The sequence below is a fragment of the Gemmobacter aquarius genome, from assembly GCF_003060865.1.
GTDB lineage: Bacteria > Pseudomonadota > Alphaproteobacteria > Rhodobacterales > Rhodobacteraceae > Paragemmobacter > Paragemmobacter aquarius.
Window position 1 is genome coordinate 2,455,371 of record NZ_CP028918.1, and the last position, 16,723, is coordinate 2,472,093.

The 16,723-nt window shown below is 65.4% G+C and carries 16 protein-coding genes; 7 read left to right on the forward strand and 9 right to left on the reverse strand.

Annotated elements, in window-relative coordinates; genetic code table 11:
* Positions 1-39 precede the first annotated feature (39 nt).
* Entirely contained in the window at positions 40-873 is an 834-nt protein-coding gene (choW, locus tag HYN69_RS11830) for a choline ABC transporter permease subunit (RefSeq protein WP_108435917.1), read from the forward strand.
* On the forward strand, positions 870-1,901 hold the full coding sequence (gene choV, locus HYN69_RS11835; RefSeq protein WP_108435918.1) for a choline ABC transporter ATP-binding protein: 1,032 nt from the start codon (positions 870-872) through the stop codon (positions 1,899-1,901). Before choW ends, choV begins: the two co-directional genes overlap by 4 nt.
* On the opposite strand, the gene HYN69_RS11840 is transcribed toward choV, so the two are convergent.
* The 3 genes from HYN69_RS11840 to dprA form a co-directional block, all read right to left on the reverse strand.
* Positions 1,898-2,530 carry a hypothetical protein gene (locus HYN69_RS11840; protein WP_159082446.1) on the reverse strand — a complete coding sequence of 211 codons (633 nt, stop codon included), beginning with the start codon at positions 2,528-2,530 and terminating at the stop codon, positions 1,898-1,900. The two genes, choV and HYN69_RS11840, sit on opposite strands and share 4 nt — an antisense overlap.
* Positions 2,531-2,571: 41 nt before the next feature.
* Positions 2,572-5,202, reverse strand: a complete 2,631-nt coding sequence (gene topA / locus HYN69_RS11845; protein WP_108435920.1) for a type I DNA topoisomerase — start codon at positions 5,200-5,202, stop codon at positions 2,572-2,574.
* Between the two features lie 357 nt (positions 5,203-5,559).
* Positions 5,560-6,672 (reverse strand): DNA-processing protein DprA, encoded by a 1,113-nt coding sequence (dprA, locus tag HYN69_RS11850; RefSeq protein WP_108435921.1) that lies wholly within the window; start codon positions 6,670-6,672, stop codon positions 5,560-5,562.
* Between the two features lie 222 nt (positions 6,673-6,894).
* On the opposite strand from dprA, the gene HYN69_RS11855 reads away from it, so the two are divergent.
* The 4 genes from HYN69_RS11855 (at position 6,895) to HYN69_RS11870 (ending at position 10,175) form a co-directional block, all read left to right on the forward strand.
* Positions 6,895-8,172, forward strand: a complete 1,278-nt coding sequence (locus HYN69_RS11855) for a 4-aminobutyrate--2-oxoglutarate transaminase (RefSeq protein WP_108437180.1) — start codon at positions 6,895-6,897, stop codon at positions 8,170-8,172.
* 118 nt (positions 8,173-8,290) lie between these two features.
* Complete coding sequence (locus HYN69_RS11860) at positions 8,291-9,031, forward strand: energy-coupling factor ABC transporter ATP-binding protein (protein WP_108435922.1); 741 nt, start codon at positions 8,291-8,293, stop codon at positions 9,029-9,031.
* On the forward strand, positions 9,006-9,605 hold the full coding sequence (locus HYN69_RS11865; protein WP_108435923.1) for an energy-coupling factor transporter transmembrane component T family protein: 600 nt from the start codon (positions 9,006-9,008) through the stop codon (positions 9,603-9,605). The genes HYN69_RS11860 and HYN69_RS11865 overlap by 26 nt, the downstream gene beginning before the upstream one ends.
* Positions 9,606-9,632: 27 nt before the next feature.
* Positions 9,633-10,175, forward strand: a complete 543-nt coding sequence (locus tag HYN69_RS11870; protein WP_108435924.1) for a biotin transporter BioY — start codon at positions 9,633-9,635, stop codon at positions 10,173-10,175.
* A gap of 86 nt (positions 10,176-10,261) precedes the next feature.
* Here HYN69_RS11870 and HYN69_RS11875 read toward each other — a convergent pair whose 3' ends face one another.
* From HYN69_RS11875 to metF, 6 genes are all read right to left on the reverse strand, one after another.
* Complete coding sequence (locus HYN69_RS11875) at positions 10,262-11,344, reverse strand: acetyl-CoA C-acyltransferase (RefSeq protein WP_108435925.1); 1,083 nt, start codon at positions 11,342-11,344, stop codon at positions 10,262-10,264.
* Positions 11,341-12,546: an AMP-binding protein gene (locus HYN69_RS11880; RefSeq protein ID WP_159082447.1), complete on the reverse strand. Its 1,206-nt coding sequence runs from the start codon at positions 12,544-12,546 to the stop codon at positions 11,341-11,343. Before HYN69_RS11880 ends, HYN69_RS11875 begins: the two co-directional genes overlap by 4 nt.
* An 80-nt stretch (positions 12,547-12,626) precedes the next feature.
* Positions 12,627-13,394 carry an HpcH/HpaI aldolase family protein gene (locus HYN69_RS11885; RefSeq protein WP_108435927.1) on the reverse strand — a complete coding sequence of 256 codons (768 nt, stop codon included), beginning with the start codon at positions 13,392-13,394 and terminating at the stop codon, positions 12,627-12,629.
* A complete protein-coding gene (gene aroQ, locus HYN69_RS11890; protein WP_108437181.1) occupies positions 13,391-13,831 on the reverse strand; it encodes a type II 3-dehydroquinate dehydratase in 441 nt (146 codons plus the stop codon). Before aroQ ends, HYN69_RS11885 begins: the two co-directional genes overlap by 4 nt.
* Before the next feature lie 249 nt (positions 13,832-14,080).
* Complete coding sequence (locus HYN69_RS11895; RefSeq protein WP_108435928.1) at positions 14,081-14,599, reverse strand: REP-associated tyrosine transposase; 519 nt, start codon at positions 14,597-14,599, stop codon at positions 14,081-14,083.
* 254 nt (positions 14,600-14,853) lie between these two features.
* Positions 14,854-15,723 carry a methylenetetrahydrofolate reductase [NAD(P)H] gene (metF, locus tag HYN69_RS11900; RefSeq protein WP_108435929.1) on the reverse strand — a complete coding sequence of 290 codons (870 nt, stop codon included), beginning with the start codon at positions 15,721-15,723 and terminating at the stop codon, positions 14,854-14,856.
* A gap of 94 nt (positions 15,724-15,817) precedes the next feature.
* On the opposite strand from metF, the gene HYN69_RS11905 reads away from it, so the two are divergent.
* On the forward strand, positions 15,818-16,723 hold the full coding sequence (locus HYN69_RS11905) for a LysR family transcriptional regulator (RefSeq protein ID WP_108435930.1): 906 nt from the start codon (positions 15,818-15,820) through the stop codon (positions 16,721-16,723).

Genomic DNA, 16,723 nt, shown 5'->3' on the forward strand with positions numbered 1-16,723 from the left:
ACAAACCTCCGGGGCCGCTTCTCTTGCGGTGGGGCGAGAATGGACTGGTTGACCTATTGGGAAATTCCCGTCGGCAAGACGGCTAAGCTGGTCTTCGACTGGCTCAAGGCCGAACATAAAGATTTCTTCCGCGCCTTGGGCAACGGCATCGAAGCTGCCATCGAAGGGTTCAGCGACACGCTACAGTTCTTGACCGCCGTGGTGATCGTCAGCCTCTTGGTCGGCCTTACCTACGCCATCCAGCGCAGCTGGAAACGCTGTCTGATCGTGCTGTTCTGCCTGCTTTTCATCATCAATCAGGGCTATTGGGAAAAGACCGTCGAAACACTTGCCCTCATCAGCTTCGTCTGCGCGATCTGCATGGCGATCGGCGTCCCCATCGGCATCGCCGCCGCCCATCGGCCCCGCCTGTACGAGGCGATCCAGCCCGTCCTCGACATGATGCAGACCCTGCCCGCTCCCGTTTACCTGATCCCCTTCGTCATCCTGTTCGGGGTCGGTGTCGTTCCGGCGCTGTTCGCGTCGATCATCTTCGTCGTTCCGACCTCGATCCGCATGACGCATCTTGGCGTGTCCACCACACCCACGGCCCTGCTCGAAGCGGCAACGGCCTTTGGCGCGACCAAGCGGCAGGTGCTGTGGAAAGTGGAATTGCCCTATGCCTTTCCGCAAATCATGGCCGGACTGAACCAGACCATCATGCTCTCGCTCTCGATGGTCGTGATTTCGGCCTGGGTCGGCGCGGCAGGTCTGGGCGTGCCCGTGGTCGAGGCACTGAACCGCGTCCGCCCCGACCTTGGCTTCGAATCCGGCAGCGTGATCGTCGCCCTCGCCATCGCTCTCGACCGCATGCTCCGGGTGACCCGCAAATGACCGCAGTAGAATTCGACCGCGTCTCGATCGTCTTCGGCGACAACCCAGACCGCGCCCTGCCGCTGATGGACAAAGGAATGACCCGCGCCGAGGTGCAGGAACAAACCGGCCAGATCCTCGGCGTGCACGACTGCTCGCTGACCGTGGCCACGGGCGAAATCCTCGTCCTCATGGGCCTGTCCGGTTCCGGCAAATCCACCCTGCTGCGCGGGGTGAATGCGCTCAACCCCGTGGTCCGCGGCGAAGTCCGCGTCAGCGACGGCGAAAAAATGGTCTCGGTCACCAAGGCCGACCCCGAAACCTTGCGTAAACTCCGCCTGTCGCGCATCGCCATGGTGTTTCAGGCCTTTGGCCTGCTCCCATGGCGCACCGTGCGCGAAAACGTAGGCTTGGGCCTCGAACTCGCAGGCATGACACCCGCCGAAAGGCGCGGTCTGGTCGACGAGCAACTCACCCTCGTGAACCTGTCGCAATGGGCCGACCGCAAGGTGGGCGAACTTTCCGGCGGCATGCAACAGCGCGTCGGCCTCGCCCGCGCCTTTGTCACCCAAGCGCCGATCCTGCTGATGGACGAACCCTTCTCGGCGCTAGACCCGCTTATCCGCGCCCGCCTGCAAGACGAACTGCTCGACCTGCAAGCCAAGCTCAAACGCACCATCATCTTCGTCAGCCACGACCTCGACGAAGCCTTCAAGATCGGCAACCGCATCGCCCTGATGGAAGGCGGCCGCATCGTCCAATGCGGCACCGCGCGCGAGATCATCGCCAATCCAGTTTCGGATTACGTCGCCGAATTCGTCGCGCATATGAACCCGCTCGGCGTGCTGACCGCCCGCGACGTCATGCAGGCAGGCAGCAGCAGCGCGGCGCAATCGGTCGATGTCGACACGCCGGTCAAGCAGGTCATGTCCCTGCTGATCGACGGCATCACCGAACTCGCTGTCACCCAACACGGCAGCGCCATCGGCCTGATCCGCGCCGAGGCGGTTATGGCCAAACTGATCAACCCGCGCGGTGCGGCCGCTTAGGGTCGCTCGAAGACCAGCGCATTGCCGCGCGGCAGATAGACCAGTTCCATCCGCCCCGCATCGATGCCGACGACCGAAAAGCACAGGCTGGCCGGTTCCGCTGATCCGACCTCGAACAGCTCCAGCAGCCGACCGCCCGACGCCCCCTCGGCGCAGGTATCGCCAAAGCTGATGACCGACTGCGCCACGTCCTCGCCATCATAGACATCGCGCCAGATCAACCCGTCCACGACCACCTTGGCCTTCGGATCATCGGTCGAAACCCAGTCGCCCTGCGCCGCCGTCACAAGATCATTGTATGGGTCAGCTTCCGGCGCTGCATCGAATGCCCCCAGCGCAAGTTCGCCATAGGAATCGAAGATATTCAGCAAATCGCCACGAAATTCTATCCACGAAAGCTTGGGCGCAGCCCGCAGCTTTGCCATAACCTCGGGCGGGGTCGGCCCGTCCGCCGGCACCACAAACTGCGATCCTCCCGCGATGATGGTGCATCCGGGCAACTCGCCGCCGTCGGTGCATCCTTGCACATATCCGGTGTCGCGGTAGGCATCGCCCAATGACCCCGGCTCAAAAGCCGCAGCCCTGCCCGCCGCCAAAACACCCAAGACCAGACCAGCCATAAAACGCATGGAACCCCCTAACATCGCGCCCCCTGGCGGCGCCTCACAGATCACTCGGCCGCCTTGGCCTTAACAGCCTTCGGCTTCGCAGCCGCCTTGGGCTTTGCGTCGGCCTTGGGCTTGGCAGCCGCCTTCGGTTTTGCAGCCGCCTTCGGCTTGGCGGCCGCCTTCGGTTTCGCAGCCGCCTTTGCCTTGGCAGGCTTGCCCTTGCCTGCCTTCTCGACCACCAGCACCAAAGCCTCTTCCAAGGTCACCGCCTCGGGCGTCAACTCCTTTGGTAGCGTGGCATTCACCTTGCCCCACTTGACATAAGGCCCATACCGCCCCGGCATCACCTGAACCTCGCCACCGTCAGGATGCTCGCCAAGCACGCGCAGCGGCCCCGCCACAGCCGCAGTGCCCCGCCCGCGCGTGGCCTTGTTCGCCAGGACCTCGACCGCACGGTTCATGCCGATGGTAAAGACCTCCTCGACATCGGTGATGTTGGCATAGGTCGCCCCGTGCTTCACATAAGGCCCGAACCGCCCGATCCCCGCCTCGACCAGATCGCCCGTTTCCGGATGCGGCCCGATCGGGCGCGGCAGATTTAGCAGTTGCAACGCCCGCTCCAGCGTAATGCTTTCCGGCGCCCACCCCTTGGGCAGACTGGCCCGCGGCGGCTTGGGCGCTTCTTCCGTCGGCTCGCCGCGCTGCACATACGGGCCGAACCGCCCCGATTTCAGGCTGATGGGCAGGCCGTTCTCGTCCACCCCAAGCACCGCATCCGCCGCGCCACCGCCTTCGTCAGTCCCACCGATAGGCCGCGTATAGCGGCACTCGGGGTAATTCCCGCAGCCGATGAAAGCCCCGCCCGACCGCGCCGTTTTCAGATGCAGCTTGCCAGATCCGCAGGTCGGGCAAATCCGCGGGTCCGACCCGTCCGCCCGCGCGGGGTAAAGATGGGGGGCAAGAAACTCGTCGATCTTGTCCAGCACCTCGCCGATCCGCAGATCGGCCGTCTCGGCAATCGCCGCCGAGAAATCGCGCCAGAACCGCGCCAGAACTTCCTTGTAATCACGCTCGCCTGCCGAAACATCGTCAAGCTGGGCTTCCAGATCGGCGGTGAAATCATACTCCACATAACGCCGGAAATAGTTGGTCAAAAAGGCCGTAACCAGCCGCCCCTTATCCTCGGGGATCAGCCGGTTCTTGTCTTTCTTGACGTATTCGCGGTCCTGAATCGTGGTGATGATGCTGGCATAGGTCGAAGGCCGGCCAATCCCCAACTCCTCCATCCGCTTGACCAGCGTGGCCTCGGTATAGCGCGGCGGCGGCTGGGTAGAATGCTGCTCGGGCGCGACCTTGCGCTTCTCGACACCCTCGCCCTGCATGATTTGCGGCAGACGGCCCTCGTCATCCTCGCCCTCGACCACCTGCTCGTCGCGGCTTTCGTCATAGACGGCCAGGAAACCGTCGAACGTCACCACCTGCCCGTTCGCGCGCAGACCCACCTCGCCATCGGGGCTGACGATCTCGACCACCGTCCGCTCCAGCCGGGCCGAGGCCATCTGGCAGGCGATCGTGCGCTTCCAGATCAGATCGTAAAGCTTGCGCTGGTCAGCCTCGGCCAGACGCAACGTCTCGGCACTGGCCGCCATGTCGGTGGGGCGGATACATTCATGCGCTTCCTGCGCGTTCTTGGCCTTGTTCTTGTAAAGCCGCGGGGCATCGGGCACGTAAGCCGCCCCGAACCGCCGCTTGATCTCGGCCCGCGCCTCGGCCACGGCCTCGGGGGCCATGTCGATCCCGTCGGTCCGCATATAGGTGATATGCCCCGCCTCATACAGCCGCTGCGCCGCGTTCATCGTGGCCTTGGCGCCAAAGCCGTATTTCCGGCTGGCCTCTTGTTGCAGGGTCGAGGTCATGAAGGGCGGATAGGGATTGCGCGTGGCGGGCTTGGCCTCGACGCTCGCCACCTTAAATGTGCGCGAAGTGACAGCCTGCACCGCCAGTTCGGCTGCAGTGCCGGTGGGAATGTCGAATTTCTGCAACTTCTTGCCGCCCAGCACGGTAAGCTGTGCTTCGAATTCCTGCCCGCGCGGCGTGGTCAGCACGGCCTTGACCGTCCAGTATTCCTGCGCGCGGAACGCCTCGATCTCCATCTCGCGCTCGACGATCAGCCGCAAGCAGACCGACTGCACGCGGCCCGCCGATTTTGCCCCCGGCAACTTGCGCCATAGCACCGGCGACAGGTTGAACCCCACCAGATAATCCAGCGCACGGCGGGCGAGATAGGCCTCGACCAAGGGCAGGTCCACATCGCGCGGTTCCTGCATCGCCTTGGTCACCGCATCCTTGGTGATGGCGTTAAAGGTGACACGCCGCACCGTCTTGCCCTTCTTCAGACTGCTGGCCAAAGCCTCTTGCAAGTGCCACGAAATCGCCTCGCCCTCGCGGTCAGGGTCGGTCGCAAGGATCAGCGTGTCATCGGTCTTGAGCGCCTCGGTGATCGCCCGGATATGTTTTTTCGATTCGGGCGCAACCTCCCATTCCATGCGGAAATCATTGTCGGTATCGACCGATCCGTCCTTGGCGGGCAGATCGCGCACATGGCCGTAAGATGCGAGAACCACATAGTCCGAACCAAGATATTTGTTGATTGTCTTGGCCTTGGCGGGTGACTCGACAACGACGACTGCCATGAAATACCTTGCCCTCTGACCTGTGCGAATAGCGCGGCAACATGTGGGCGAAGGACGCGGCTTGTCAATGCGCACCGACATCGGGGATTTTTCTGCGAAAGATCCCGTGCCCCGCCCGTGCGCCTCTTCTCCGTTCCCTCGCACCGATTTAAGCGACAGGGGGCTTTCCGCCCCCTAGGGACGCGTGCCGCGTCCCCGACCCCCGAGGATATTTGAGCGAGTGTGAAATCGCAAAGGCAGCGATCCTCTTTCACCTTCGCCCAAATATTCTCGGGGGGTGCGGGGGGCAGACAGCCCCCCGTCGCTGGCCAAGGGCAGAACGTTTACCGAAGAACTTTCGCAGAAAACCCTTCTGCCTTACACCGCCCGCGACAAAAGACCGCCCGCCTGCCGCGTGATCGCGCCTTCCAGTTCAAGCGCCACCAGTTCCGGCGCGACCTTTGCCGCAGGAAGCGCCAGATCGCGGATCAGCTGGTCCTCGGCCACCGGGCTTGGTCCCAGCCGCTGCAAGATCCGGCTATGCAGGTCCGCCACCTGCGCCAGGGACCGCGCTGCGGGCATAGGCCCGGGCAAGGCTGGCCGCTCTTCGATTTCATCGTCTCCGACCGGTACCTGCACAACGCCAAGCGCCGCCAGCACATCGGCAGCCCCCCGCACCAGCACCGCGCCATCCCGGATCAGCATGTTGCAACCGCTCGCGCGGGCGTCGAACGGATGGCCCGGCACCGCCATCACCTCGCGCCCCATGTCCAAGGCGTCTTTCGCCGTGATCAAAGACCCCGACCGCGCCGCCGCCTCGACCACCACCACCGCCCGCGCCAACCCAGCCACGATGCGGTTGCGCTGTGGAAAATGCCGTGCCTGCGGTTGCAAGCCCATCGGCTGTTCCGACACAAGACAACCGCGTTCTGCGATCGCTGCAGCGAGCTTCGTGTTCTCTTCGGGGTAGACCACATCGACCCCGCCCGCCATCACAGCCACGGTCCCGCCTTCAAGCGCCGCCAGATGCGCCTCGGCGTCTATGCCACGCGCCAGACCCGACACCACGACCTGACCGCCCTCGCCCAAAGTCAGCGCCAGACGTTTGGCCATCCGCATTCCCAGTGACGACGCGTTGCGCGCGCCCACCATCGCCACCATCGGCCGCGACAAAAGGCCGACATCGCCGCGTGCCCACAGCACCGGCGGCGCATCAGCGAGTTCCTTGAGCAACGGCGGATAACCTGCCCCGCCATGCACCAGCATCACCGCACCGAATACCCGCGCCTGCGCCATCTCGTGCTCGGCCACCTCGGCGGGGCAAACAGAATACCCCTCGACCCCGGCAGACCGCGCCACGTCGGGCAATGCCGCCAACGCCGCGGCCGCCGACCCGTGTTCTTCGAGCAGCCGGTGATAGGTCACCGCCCCGACCCTGCGCGACCGGATCAGTCGCAGCCTGTCCAACGCCTCTCGCCGATCCAGCATCATCGCGCCCCGCTGCCCCTGCCATGTCCTTGCGACTCGCACTGTGACGGCGCAGGGTTAACAATCGGTGAATCGGTTTAACCGCCCCGCCTGTCGCAAATCGCTGCGATCGGTGACAAAATGCACCAGACACCCGCCTGCCTTCATGATTGAAGCCTCTCGCAAAGTTTGATCAAATACGCACAAGCGACCCGACCCCCGGGTCCGACGATGGAGCCCATGATAATGCTGAACGCAGAAGTTGCCCGCCGCCGCGATGACGCCATTTCCCGTGGCGTCGGCATGATGACCCAGATCTATGCCGACCGTGCGCTCAATTCGGAAATCTGGGACATCGAAGGGAACCGTTACATCGACTTTGCAGCAGGCATCGCCGTGGTCAACACCGGCCATTGCCACCCCAAGGTCATGGCCGCCGTCACCGCCCAGATGGCGAAATTCACCCACACCTGCCATCAGGTCTTGCCCTACGAAAACTACATCCGCCTCGCCGAACGCCTCAACAGCATCGTTCCGGGCAACTTCGCCAAAAAGACCATCTTCGTCACCACCGGCGCCGAGGCCTGCGAGAACGCCGTCAAGATCGCCCGCATCGCGACGGGCCGCAACGCCGTCATCGCCTTTGGCGGCGGTTTCCACGGCCGGACTTTCATGGGCATGTCGCTGACCGGCAAGGTCGAGCCCTATAAGAAAGGCTTCGGCGCGATGATGCCCGATGTCTTCCACGTGCCCTTCCCGATGGGTCCGCATGGCATTTCCACCGAAGATTCGATGAAGGGCATCGAGAAACTGTTCAAGGCCGACCTCGACCCGAACCGCGTCGCCGCGATCATCTTCGAACCCGTGCAGGGCGAGGGCGGCTTTTACGAAGCGCCCACCGACCTGATCCGCGCTCTTCGCGCGCTCTGTGACAAGCACGGCATCGTCATGATCGCCGACGAGGTGCAGACCGGCTTTGCCCGCACCGGCAACCTGTTTGCCATGGAAATGCACGGCGTCGCCGCCGACCTGACAACCATGGCCAAGGGCCTCGCAGGGGGTCTGCCGCTCGCCGCGGTCACCGGCAAGGCCGAACTGATGGATGCCGCCAACCCCGGCGGTCTGGGCGGCACCTATGCCGGCAACCCCTTGGGCATCGCGGCCAGCCACGCCGTCCTCGACGTGATCGAAGAGGAGCAGCTCTGCGCCCGCGCCAACGAACTCGGGTCGCGCCTGAAACAGCGGCTCGAACAGATCCGCTCGACCTCGCCCGAAATCATCGACATCCGCGGCCCGGGCTTCATGGTCGCCGTCGAATTCGCCAACCCCGCGAATCACGAACCCGACGCAGGCTTCACCGGCCGCGTCCGGATGGAGGCGCTCAAGCGCGGCCTGATCCTGCTGACCTGCGGCGTCTATGGCAACGTGATCCGCTTCCTCGCGCCCATCACAATCCCCGACGCGCATTTCGCCGAGGCGATGGACATCCTCGAGGAATCGGTCGCCGCCGCACGCGCCGCTTAAGGTAGGCACCCTTGGCCACCCGCCGGGGTTTCACCCCGGACCCCAGAGTATTTCAGCAAGGATGAACGAGGGGCCGTTTCTTCTGGAACGGCCCTTTCGCTTGCGGTAATCGCGCAGCATGGCAGGGACAGCAACCACAGCGTCAGGCGGCATCACCCTTTCCGGCGTCTCTTACGCCGTGACGGGGCGTGAAATCCTGTCAAACCTCAGCCTGTCGCTGACCGAAAGGCGCATCGGCATCATCGGGCGCAACGGATCGGGCAAGACCACGCTCCTGCGCCTGATGGCGGGCCTGATCGGCCCGACCAAGGGCCGCGTGTCGGTCGACGGCATCGATCCGGCGGACCGCAAGGCCATGCTGCCGCGTCTGGGTATCCTGTTCCAGAACCCCGACCACATGATCCTTTTTCCCACTGTGGCCGAAGAACTCGCCTTCGGGCTGCGCCAGATGGGCCTGCCCGAGGCGCAAGCCCGAAGCCGCGCCCTTGCATGCCTGCTGTCCGAAGGCCGCGCGCATTGGGCCGATGCGCCCACCGCATCGCTCAGCCAAGGGCAAAAGCACTATCTCTGCCTGCTCTCTGTCCTGCTGATGCAGCCCGACACAATCTTGCTCGACGAACCCTTCGCCGGTCTCGACCTGCCGACCCAGTCGCGCCTGTCGCGCCGCCTGAATGGGCTGCCGCAGCGCCTTGTCACCATCAGCCACGATCCCGCCGCCGTCGCCACCGCAGACCGCGTGCTCTGGCTTGACGCAGGCCGCATCCACGCCGATGGTCCGCCCGCCACCGTGCTGCCCGCCTTCACCGCCGAAATGGCCCGTGTCGGAGAGGCCGATGCTGACACTGACCTCGCCGGTTGAAACCGCGCTGCACCGCCTGCCTGCCGGGCCGAAACTGCTGGCGCTTTGCGCCGTCACCGTCCTTTTGTTCCGTCTCGACCACCCGCTGCCGCTTGCTGCAAGCCTTGCCGCACTCGCCGCATTCCACCTGACCCAGGGCCGCGCCTTCGCGGCCCATGCGCTGCGTCTCATCGGCCCGCTCTGGCCCTTCGTGCTTGTCGTCGGCCTCTGGCATCTCTGGCTGCAAGACATGGCGGCAGGCACCACCATCCTGTTGCGCCTGATCACCGCCGTTGCCGCAGCAAACCTCGTCACCATGACGACCCGCCTGTCGGACATGATCGCGGCACTGGAAACCCTCGCTTCCCCCCTCGGCCGCCTCGGCCTGAACCCGCGCACCCTCTCGCTCGCCGTAGCCCTCGTGATCCGCTTCTTTCCCGTGCTGACGGACCGGACCTCCCAACTGGCCGAGGCGTTCCGCGCCCGCTCGCCCCGCCGTCCGGGCCACCGCATCCTTGTGCCCGCCGCCCTTGCCGCCCTCGACGATGCCGACCACGTGGCCGAAGCCTTGCGCGCCCGTGGCGGCACAGGCTAAAGCGTCACAACCAGAACCGGAGCCCCCATGGAACGCAACCTCGCCCATATCGCCCTTTTCGCCGCCCTGATTGCGGTTCTGGGCTTCGTCCCTGCCGTCACCCTGCCCTTCGGCGTTCCGATCTCGGCGCAAAGCCTCGGGATCATGCTCTGCGGCACGGTCCTCGGCGCAAAACGCGGCGCGCTTGCGGTTCTTCTGTTCCTCGCCCTCGTCGCCATCGGCCTGCCGCTTCTGTCAGGCGGGCGCGGCGGCCTCGGGGTCTTCGTCGGCCCCTCGGCGGGCTTCCTGATCGGCTTTCCGGTCACCGCCTTCGTCGCCGGGCTGATCGTCGAACGCTGGAAAGCACCCCTTGCCATCGCCGCCTTCGCCGGCAGCGTCATCGGCGGCATTCTTGTGCTCTATGCCTTCGGCATTCCCGGCATGGCGCTGACCTTGGGCAAAACCCTGCCCGAGGCGACCCTCCTCGCCCTGCCCTTCCTGCCCGGCGACCTGATCAAATGCGCGCTGGCAGCACTTGTCACCCGCAGCATCGCCCAGATGCGCCCCGGTGCCCTGCTGTCGCGCGGCTGAAGGGCCGTCATCCAGCCTGACGCCCCGTTCCAAATAGCCTCGGGGGGTTCGGGGGGCCGATAGCCCCCCGACCATCCCGAGGGCACCTAAGACCGCAACACCAGCGCCGTCCCGATCCCGCCCGCAGCCGCGATGGCCGCAAGCCCGTGCCCGCCTTGCAGGTCCCAAAACAGCCGCACCGCCAGCACCGCACCCGATGCCCCTATCGGATGGCCCCGCGCCAGCGCCCCGCCCGCCAGATTGACGCGCAACGGATCAAGCCCCGCCCCCTCGATGCAGGCAATCGCCTGCGCGGCATAGGCCTCCATCACCTCGCATCGCTCCAGCGACGACAGGGCAAGCCCCGCGCCTGCCATCGCCTTGGCGATGGCAGCGACCGGGGCTGTTCCGGGTTCGGCAGGATCGCCCCCCAGCGTGGCCCCCGCCACGATCTCGACCGCCCGTGCCGCACGCCCTGCCACCCGCTCCGACACCACCACACACAGCGCAGCCCCGTCCGCAGCCACCGCCGCATTGGCCGCCGTTATCTCGCCCGCGATCCCCGTCGCCCGCGCCGCAAGCGCCGGTGTCAGCACCCGCGCAAAGGCGTCATCGCGCACCCCCGCAACCGGCACGATCTCGGCCCGCAACCGCCCGCGCGCGGCAATCGCCCGGGCATGGCTTGCCACCGCAAACGCATCCATCCGCCCGCGCGAAATCCCCAATCGCCGCGCCAGTGCATCCGCCGCCTCCGCCATATCCGGATCGCGGTCGGGCCAAGGCGTGAACGGAGCCTGCTCGTAGGGCGCGTCAGCCCAAGGCATCCGCCGCTCGGGACGGCGCGAGTAGCTCTCGGCCCCGCCCGCCACCACGACATCGGCGCCCGCAGCCACCAAGGCGCGCGCCAGCAAAAGCGCATCCAGCCCGCCCGCGCATTGCCGGTCGATCGTCAGCCCCGCCACCCGCTCTGGCAAGCCCGCCAGCAAGGCGATCCGCCGCGCCGGATTTCCGCCCTCGCCGATGGCATTGGCGACGACCACCTCGTCGACCGCATCGCCTGCAAGACCTGCATCCACAAGCACCGCGCGCAGCACAGCAGCCCCCAGCACATCGACCGGAACGTCACGGAACGCGCCACCCCTCGGCACGACCGCCGTGCGCCGTGCGGCGATGACAAAGGCCCGCGTCACAGCCCCGCCTCGGCAGCAAGCCGCACAAGGTCGGTCTTGCCTGACGGAAGCACCGGCCAATCCTCGCGCCAGATCACCGCCCGCGGGGACTTGAGCGACCCGAAGCGCTCGCGCCCGGCCTGCAAGATTGCCGCCTCGCACCTGCGGTCGCCCTGCACCACGGCAACCATGACGACCCCGCGCAGCGCATCGCGACGCGGCAGCACGGCCACACGCCCTACCCCGCCCAGCGTGGCAAGGCAGGTCTCGATCTCTTCGGGAAAGACGTTTTCATCGGCCACCGTGACCATGCGACCCGCCCGCCCCGCCAGATGCAATTCGCCCTTCTGCAACCAGCCCATCTCGCCCACCGAAAGCCAGCGGCCCGACCGCTTTGCCCCGCCCGCATCCTCTCCGGCATAGCCAAGGAACAGATAGGGCGACTGCACCCAGACCTCGCCCACCGCGCCATCCTTCAGCGGCGCGCCCTCGCGGTTGCGGATCGCAACCCTGACGCCCGGATAGACCGTCCCGACCGAATCGACCGAAGCGGAAGCATCGGCCAGCGTGATGAAACTCGCCTCGGCCGCCCCGTAGAACTCGCGCACCTCGCCATGCGGGGCCAGCCGCGCCAGACCCGCCCGCAACACCGGATCAAGCTTCGAGCCGCCCACCAGCACGACCCGCAGCGCCGCCAGCACCGGCCCGCCCGCATCGACCAGCATCCGCAGTTGCGACGGCGTGGCATAGACCACCTCGACAGCCTCGACCGCCAAAGCCGCCCGCTGCCGGTCAGGCCGCATGCCGCCAAGCAGATGCACCGCGCAGCCCAGACAAGCCCCCTCGAGCGCACCGTAAAGCGATAGCGAATGCACCAGCCGCCCCAGCACCGCGACCCGCACCCCGGGCCCCAGTGCAAACAATTCCGCATTGACCGCAAAACCCAGCGCCCATGACCGCTGCGTCCGCCTGATACGGCGTGGCCGACCCGACGACCCCGAGGTCAGCGTCTCGAACACCGGCAGCTTGGCATCTTCCGGCGCAGGCCCATCCTCTAGCCCGATGCGAAAGGCACGTCCCGCCTCGGCCAAGGCCAGCGCCGCCCGCAAGGCCGCCGCCGCAGGCTGGTCGGCCAGAACGGAACCCGCAAAAGCCATCTCCCCGTCCGCCGCGTCATGCAGACTTGCCGACCGATGCAGCCGGAAGCGATTCTCGACAGCCAAACGCGTGCCCCCCAACCCTGATTTGCAGACCTAATTTGTGGGCTCTGCCTGCCGACGGTTCCGCCAACCGCAGGCCGCGCCTAGTCCTCGCGAAACCGCGACGAAAGCGCCCGCGCCGCCTGCGCCAGCAATACCATGTCGATGCCCACCGCCGTAAAGGTCGTGCCCCACTCCATGCAGCGCCGCGCGAAATCGAGGTCGGTCGTCAAAATGCCCGCCGGAAGCCCCGCATCGCGGATCGCATGGATCGCCCGCTCGACCATCGCCACCACGTCAGGATGGCCCATATTTCCGACATGCCCCATCGAGGCCGCCAGATCGGCAGGCCCGATGAACAGCGCGTCAACCCCGTCAACCCGCGCGATCTCGGCGATACGGTCTACCGCCTCGGCCGTTTCGATCTGCAGGATCAGGCACAGTTCCTCTTCCGCCTTGCGGTGGTAATCCGGCACCGTCTGGAACACCGAAGCCCGCATCATCCCCGCCACGCCCCGCACCCCGCGTGGCGCATAGCGGATTGCATCGACAGCCGCCTTTGCCTCGAAAGCGTTCTGCACATAGGGAATAAGCAAGGTCTGCGCGCCGAAATCCAGAAGCCGCTTGATCAGCACCTTGTCGTTGTTCGCAGGCCGCACCACCGCATGTGTGCGATAGGGCGCCATCGCCTGCAACATGGGCAGCGTGTCGGGAATGTCGGTCAGCGCGTGTTCGGTGTCGATCACAACCCAATCATAACCACAGGTCGCAAGCATCTCGGCCGTAAGCGAGCCGGGAATGGAATTCCACAGGCCGATCTGCTGGCGTCCGGCCTTCAGCGCCTGTTTGAAACGGTTCTTGGGCAACATCATTTGGAAACCAGCGTTTTCATCCGGCGCAGCGCGAGCGCGTAGCCCTCGGTCCCGAAGCCCGCGATCACGCCCTCGGCCCGCAGCGACACATAGGAATGATGCCGGAACGCCTCGCGCCGGTGCACGTTCGAGATATGCACTTCCAGCACCGGCCCCTCAAAGGCATTGAGCGCATCGAGGATGGCAACCGATGTATGCGTATAGGCGGCCGGATTTATTATGATCCCCGAAGCCTCGCCGCGCGCCTGATGGATCCAGTCGACAAGCGCGCCCTCGTGGTTCGACTGAAGGAACCGAACCGCAAGACCAAGCTCCTCGGCCAGGGTAGAGCAAGCCTCGGCAACATCGTCCAGCGTCTCGCGCCCGTAGATTTCGGGCTGGCGCAAGCCAAGCAGGTTCAGGTTGGGTCCATTAAGGACGAAAACGGGTTTCGGCACGAAAAACTTCCTGAATTCGAGCAATGCCAGACGATAGCGCCCAAGCCTGACCAGTCACAAGGGCCGAGGGCGGATTCTTGCCGGAACGCACGGTTCAGCGCCTCCGATGTTGCCCAAATCCCGCGCCACCCCTGCGCTGGGCGCTCGACCGTCGGTGGGTGAACCCGCGCGCTCCCGCGCGGAACCACCCACCCTACTCACCCCACTCTACTCACCCAACCCTACTCACCCCACTCTACTCACCCCACTCTACTCACCGAAGAAGACCGCTTTGCCTGCTCCATCGGCATCCAGACCGGTCAGCCCCGCCACATCGGCCCTGACAGACCCATACCGCCAATCCTCGGGTCGTTCGACCAGCCCGTGCCGAACCGGATCGAAGCGGCAATAGCCGATGTGCCGTGCCAGATCGTCGGGCCCGCGGATATGATGCTCCCAGTACCGCCTCTGCCAGATACCCTTCTCGCCCGTCCGTTCCTTGCTTGCCGATCGCGCCTGCGCGGGCAGGCCATGGGCGAAGCGCCCCTTGATCAATCGCCAGCGCGTTGCGAAATCGGCATCCCCTTCCGGCAGTCGCCAAACCGTGTGCAGATGGTCGGGCAGAATTACCCAGGCGAGAACCTCGAAAGACCGCTCTGCCCGCGTCTTGCCGACCGCCGACCGTAAACCTGCCAATTCGCGCAGCAGCAGATCGCCACCCCGCTGCGCGAGCGCAACGGTAAAGAAAACGGTCGCGCCGTTGCGCGAGGGGCGAAGGTAATTCGACATGCAGCAGTGCTGACAGGACCACGTTAACGAACCGTTGCCGCGTCACATATTCTGGCTTTGGGTTGCGCGGGACGTAGGGTGGGTGGTTCCGCGCGGCCCACCGCGCGGGTTCACCCACCGGGGCGAAAAAGTCGGGCGCCCACCGTTCAATCCTCCATGCCCCACCGCCGGAGTCCAGTACAGCGGTCGGGTCTTTCGGCCGGCGAGCGCCCAGTTCGCCACAAGCTCTCGGGGAGCGTGGATCGCAAACCCGCTCAGGCCACCTTTTCCAAAGCGACCTCGGGCGAGATGCCCAGTGCCCGCACCACTTCGCGCGTCAGATGCGGGCGGTTCAACGTGTAGAAATGCAGGTCTTCCACCCCGCCCTCGATCAGCCGCGTGCAAAGGCCGGTGCATTGCGTCAGGGCAAGCAACTCCTCGCGCCCGTCGCGCGCTGCCAGACGGAACGCCTCGTCCAGGGCGCCGGGCACCTGCGCGCCGCAACGGGCTGCGAATTTCCGTGTCCCGTCCCAGCTGACGATCGGCAAAATCCCCGGAATCACCGGAGCATCGATCCCGGCCTTCACGCAGGCATCGCGGAAACGAAAGAACGTGTCGGCATTGAAGAAGAACTGCGTGATGGCACTCGTGGCGCCCGCATCGATCTTGCGCTTGAGCCAGGTCACGTCGGCCAGGGGGTCAGCCGCATCGGGATGCGGTTCGGGATAGGCCCCCACGCGGATCTTGAACTTGCCGGTCTTCGCCAGCGCCTCGACCAACTCGACCGACGAGGCAAACCCCTCGGGGTGCGGCGCAAAACGGCTGGCACCCTTGGGCGCGTCGCCGCGCAAGGCCACGATCTCGGTCACGCCCACCGCGGCGTAGCTTTCCGCGATTTCCAGCGTCTCGGCCTTGGTCGCATCGACGCAGGTCAGATGCGCGGCAACGTTCAACCCGTAATTCCGGCCGATCGTCGCCACCGCGTCATGCGTCAACTTCCGCGTCGTCCCGCCCGCGCCATAGGTGACCGACGAGAACGCCGGCTTCAGCGGAGCAAGCATCTGCACCGTCTCCCACAGCCGGAACGACGCATCCAAGGTCTGCGGCGGAAAGAATTCGAAACTGATACGCGGTGTGACGGTCATTGCAGGTCTCCTCGTGTTGACCCCTTGTCCCAGATCACGGCTTGTGAGACAAATTCATAATATACATATTCATCATGAGATCGGCGCATAATCCATGCATCTCGAGTTCCGCCACCTCCGCACCATCCGCGCCATCCATCAGGCGGGCGGCCTCGCCCGCGCTGCCGACATCCTGAACATGACGCAAAGCGCACTGTCGCATCAGGTCAAAGGGCTGGAAGATCAGGCAGGGGTCGAACTTTTCGTCCGCCGCGCCAAACCGCTTCGCCTTTCGGCGGCGGGCCTTCGCATGCTGAAACTCGCCGAACGCATCCTGCCCGAGATCGACGCGCTGGAAGAGGAATTCCGCGCGCTGAAATCCGGCAAGACCGGCCGTTTGCACATCGCCATCGAATGTCACGCCTGTTTCGAATGGCTGTTCATGGTGCTGGAACTCTTCCGCCACGCCTGGCCGGACATCGATGTCGACATCCGCGCAGGCCTTGCCTTCGACGCCCTCCCCGCCCTCTTGCGCGAAGAGGTCGACCTCGTCATATCGTCCGACCCCTCCAAAATCGACGGCGTCACCTTCAACCCGCTTTTCGATTACCACCCCACGTTCGTGGCCGCCAAGGACCACCCGCTGGCAAGCAAAGACAGGATCACCGCCGAAGACTTCCGCGACGAAATCCTGATCACCTACCCCGTCACCCGTGACCGTCTCGACATCTTCACCGAACTTCTCACCCCCGCCCGGGTCGAACCGCGCGGCCAGAGGCAGGTCGAACTGACCGCCGTTATCCTGATGCTCGTCGCCTCCAACCGCGGCGTGTCGGTGCTGCCCGACTGGGTGCTGCGCGATATCCGCACCAGCAGCGACTACATCACGCGGCCCCTCGGCCCGCAGACCGTGACCAAACGGCTTTACGCAGCCACCCGCGCGGAAGATGCGACGAAACCCTTCATGGCGCATTTCCTGCGTCTGGGCCGCAGCGAACCCGTGAAACTCCAGCGCGGCTGA

Coding starts and splice junctions, on each gene's coding strand:
- choW (WP_108435917.1), top strand. CDS start 40: ATGGACTGGTTGACCTATTGGGAAATTCCCGTCGGCAAGACGGCTAAG.
- choV (WP_108435918.1), top strand. CDS start 870: ATGACCGCAGTAGAATTCGACCGCGTCTCGATCGTCTTCGGCGACAAC.
- HYN69_RS11840 (WP_159082446.1), bottom strand. CDS start 2,530: ATGCGTTTTATGGCTGGTCTGGTCTTGGGTGTTTTGGCGGCGGGCAGG.
- topA (WP_108435920.1), bottom strand. CDS start 5,202: ATGGCAGTCGTCGTTGTCGAGTCACCCGCCAAGGCCAAGACAATCAAC.
- dprA (WP_108435921.1), bottom strand. CDS start 6,672: ATGATGCTGGATCGGCGAGAGGCGTTGGACAGGCTGCGACTGATCCGG.
- HYN69_RS11855 (WP_108437180.1), top strand. CDS start 6,895: ATGCTGAACGCAGAAGTTGCCCGCCGCCGCGATGACGCCATTTCCCGT.
- HYN69_RS11860 (WP_108435922.1), top strand. CDS start 8,291: ATGGCAGGGACAGCAACCACAGCGTCAGGCGGCATCACCCTTTCCGGC.
- HYN69_RS11865 (WP_108435923.1), top strand. CDS start 9,006: ATGCTGACACTGACCTCGCCGGTTGAAACCGCGCTGCACCGCCTGCCT.
- HYN69_RS11870 (WP_108435924.1), top strand. CDS start 9,633: ATGGAACGCAACCTCGCCCATATCGCCCTTTTCGCCGCCCTGATTGCG.
- HYN69_RS11885 (WP_108435927.1), bottom strand. CDS start 13,394: ATGATGTTGCCCAAGAACCGTTTCAAACAGGCGCTGAAGGCCGGACGC.
- HYN69_RS11895 (WP_108435928.1), bottom strand. CDS start 14,599: ATGTCGAATTACCTTCGCCCCTCGCGCAACGGCGCGACCGTTTTCTTT.
- metF (WP_108435929.1), bottom strand. CDS start 15,723: ATGACCGTCACACCGCGTATCAGTTTCGAATTCTTTCCGCCGCAGACC.
- HYN69_RS11905 (WP_108435930.1), top strand. CDS start 15,818: ATGCATCTCGAGTTCCGCCACCTCCGCACCATCCGCGCCATCCATCAG.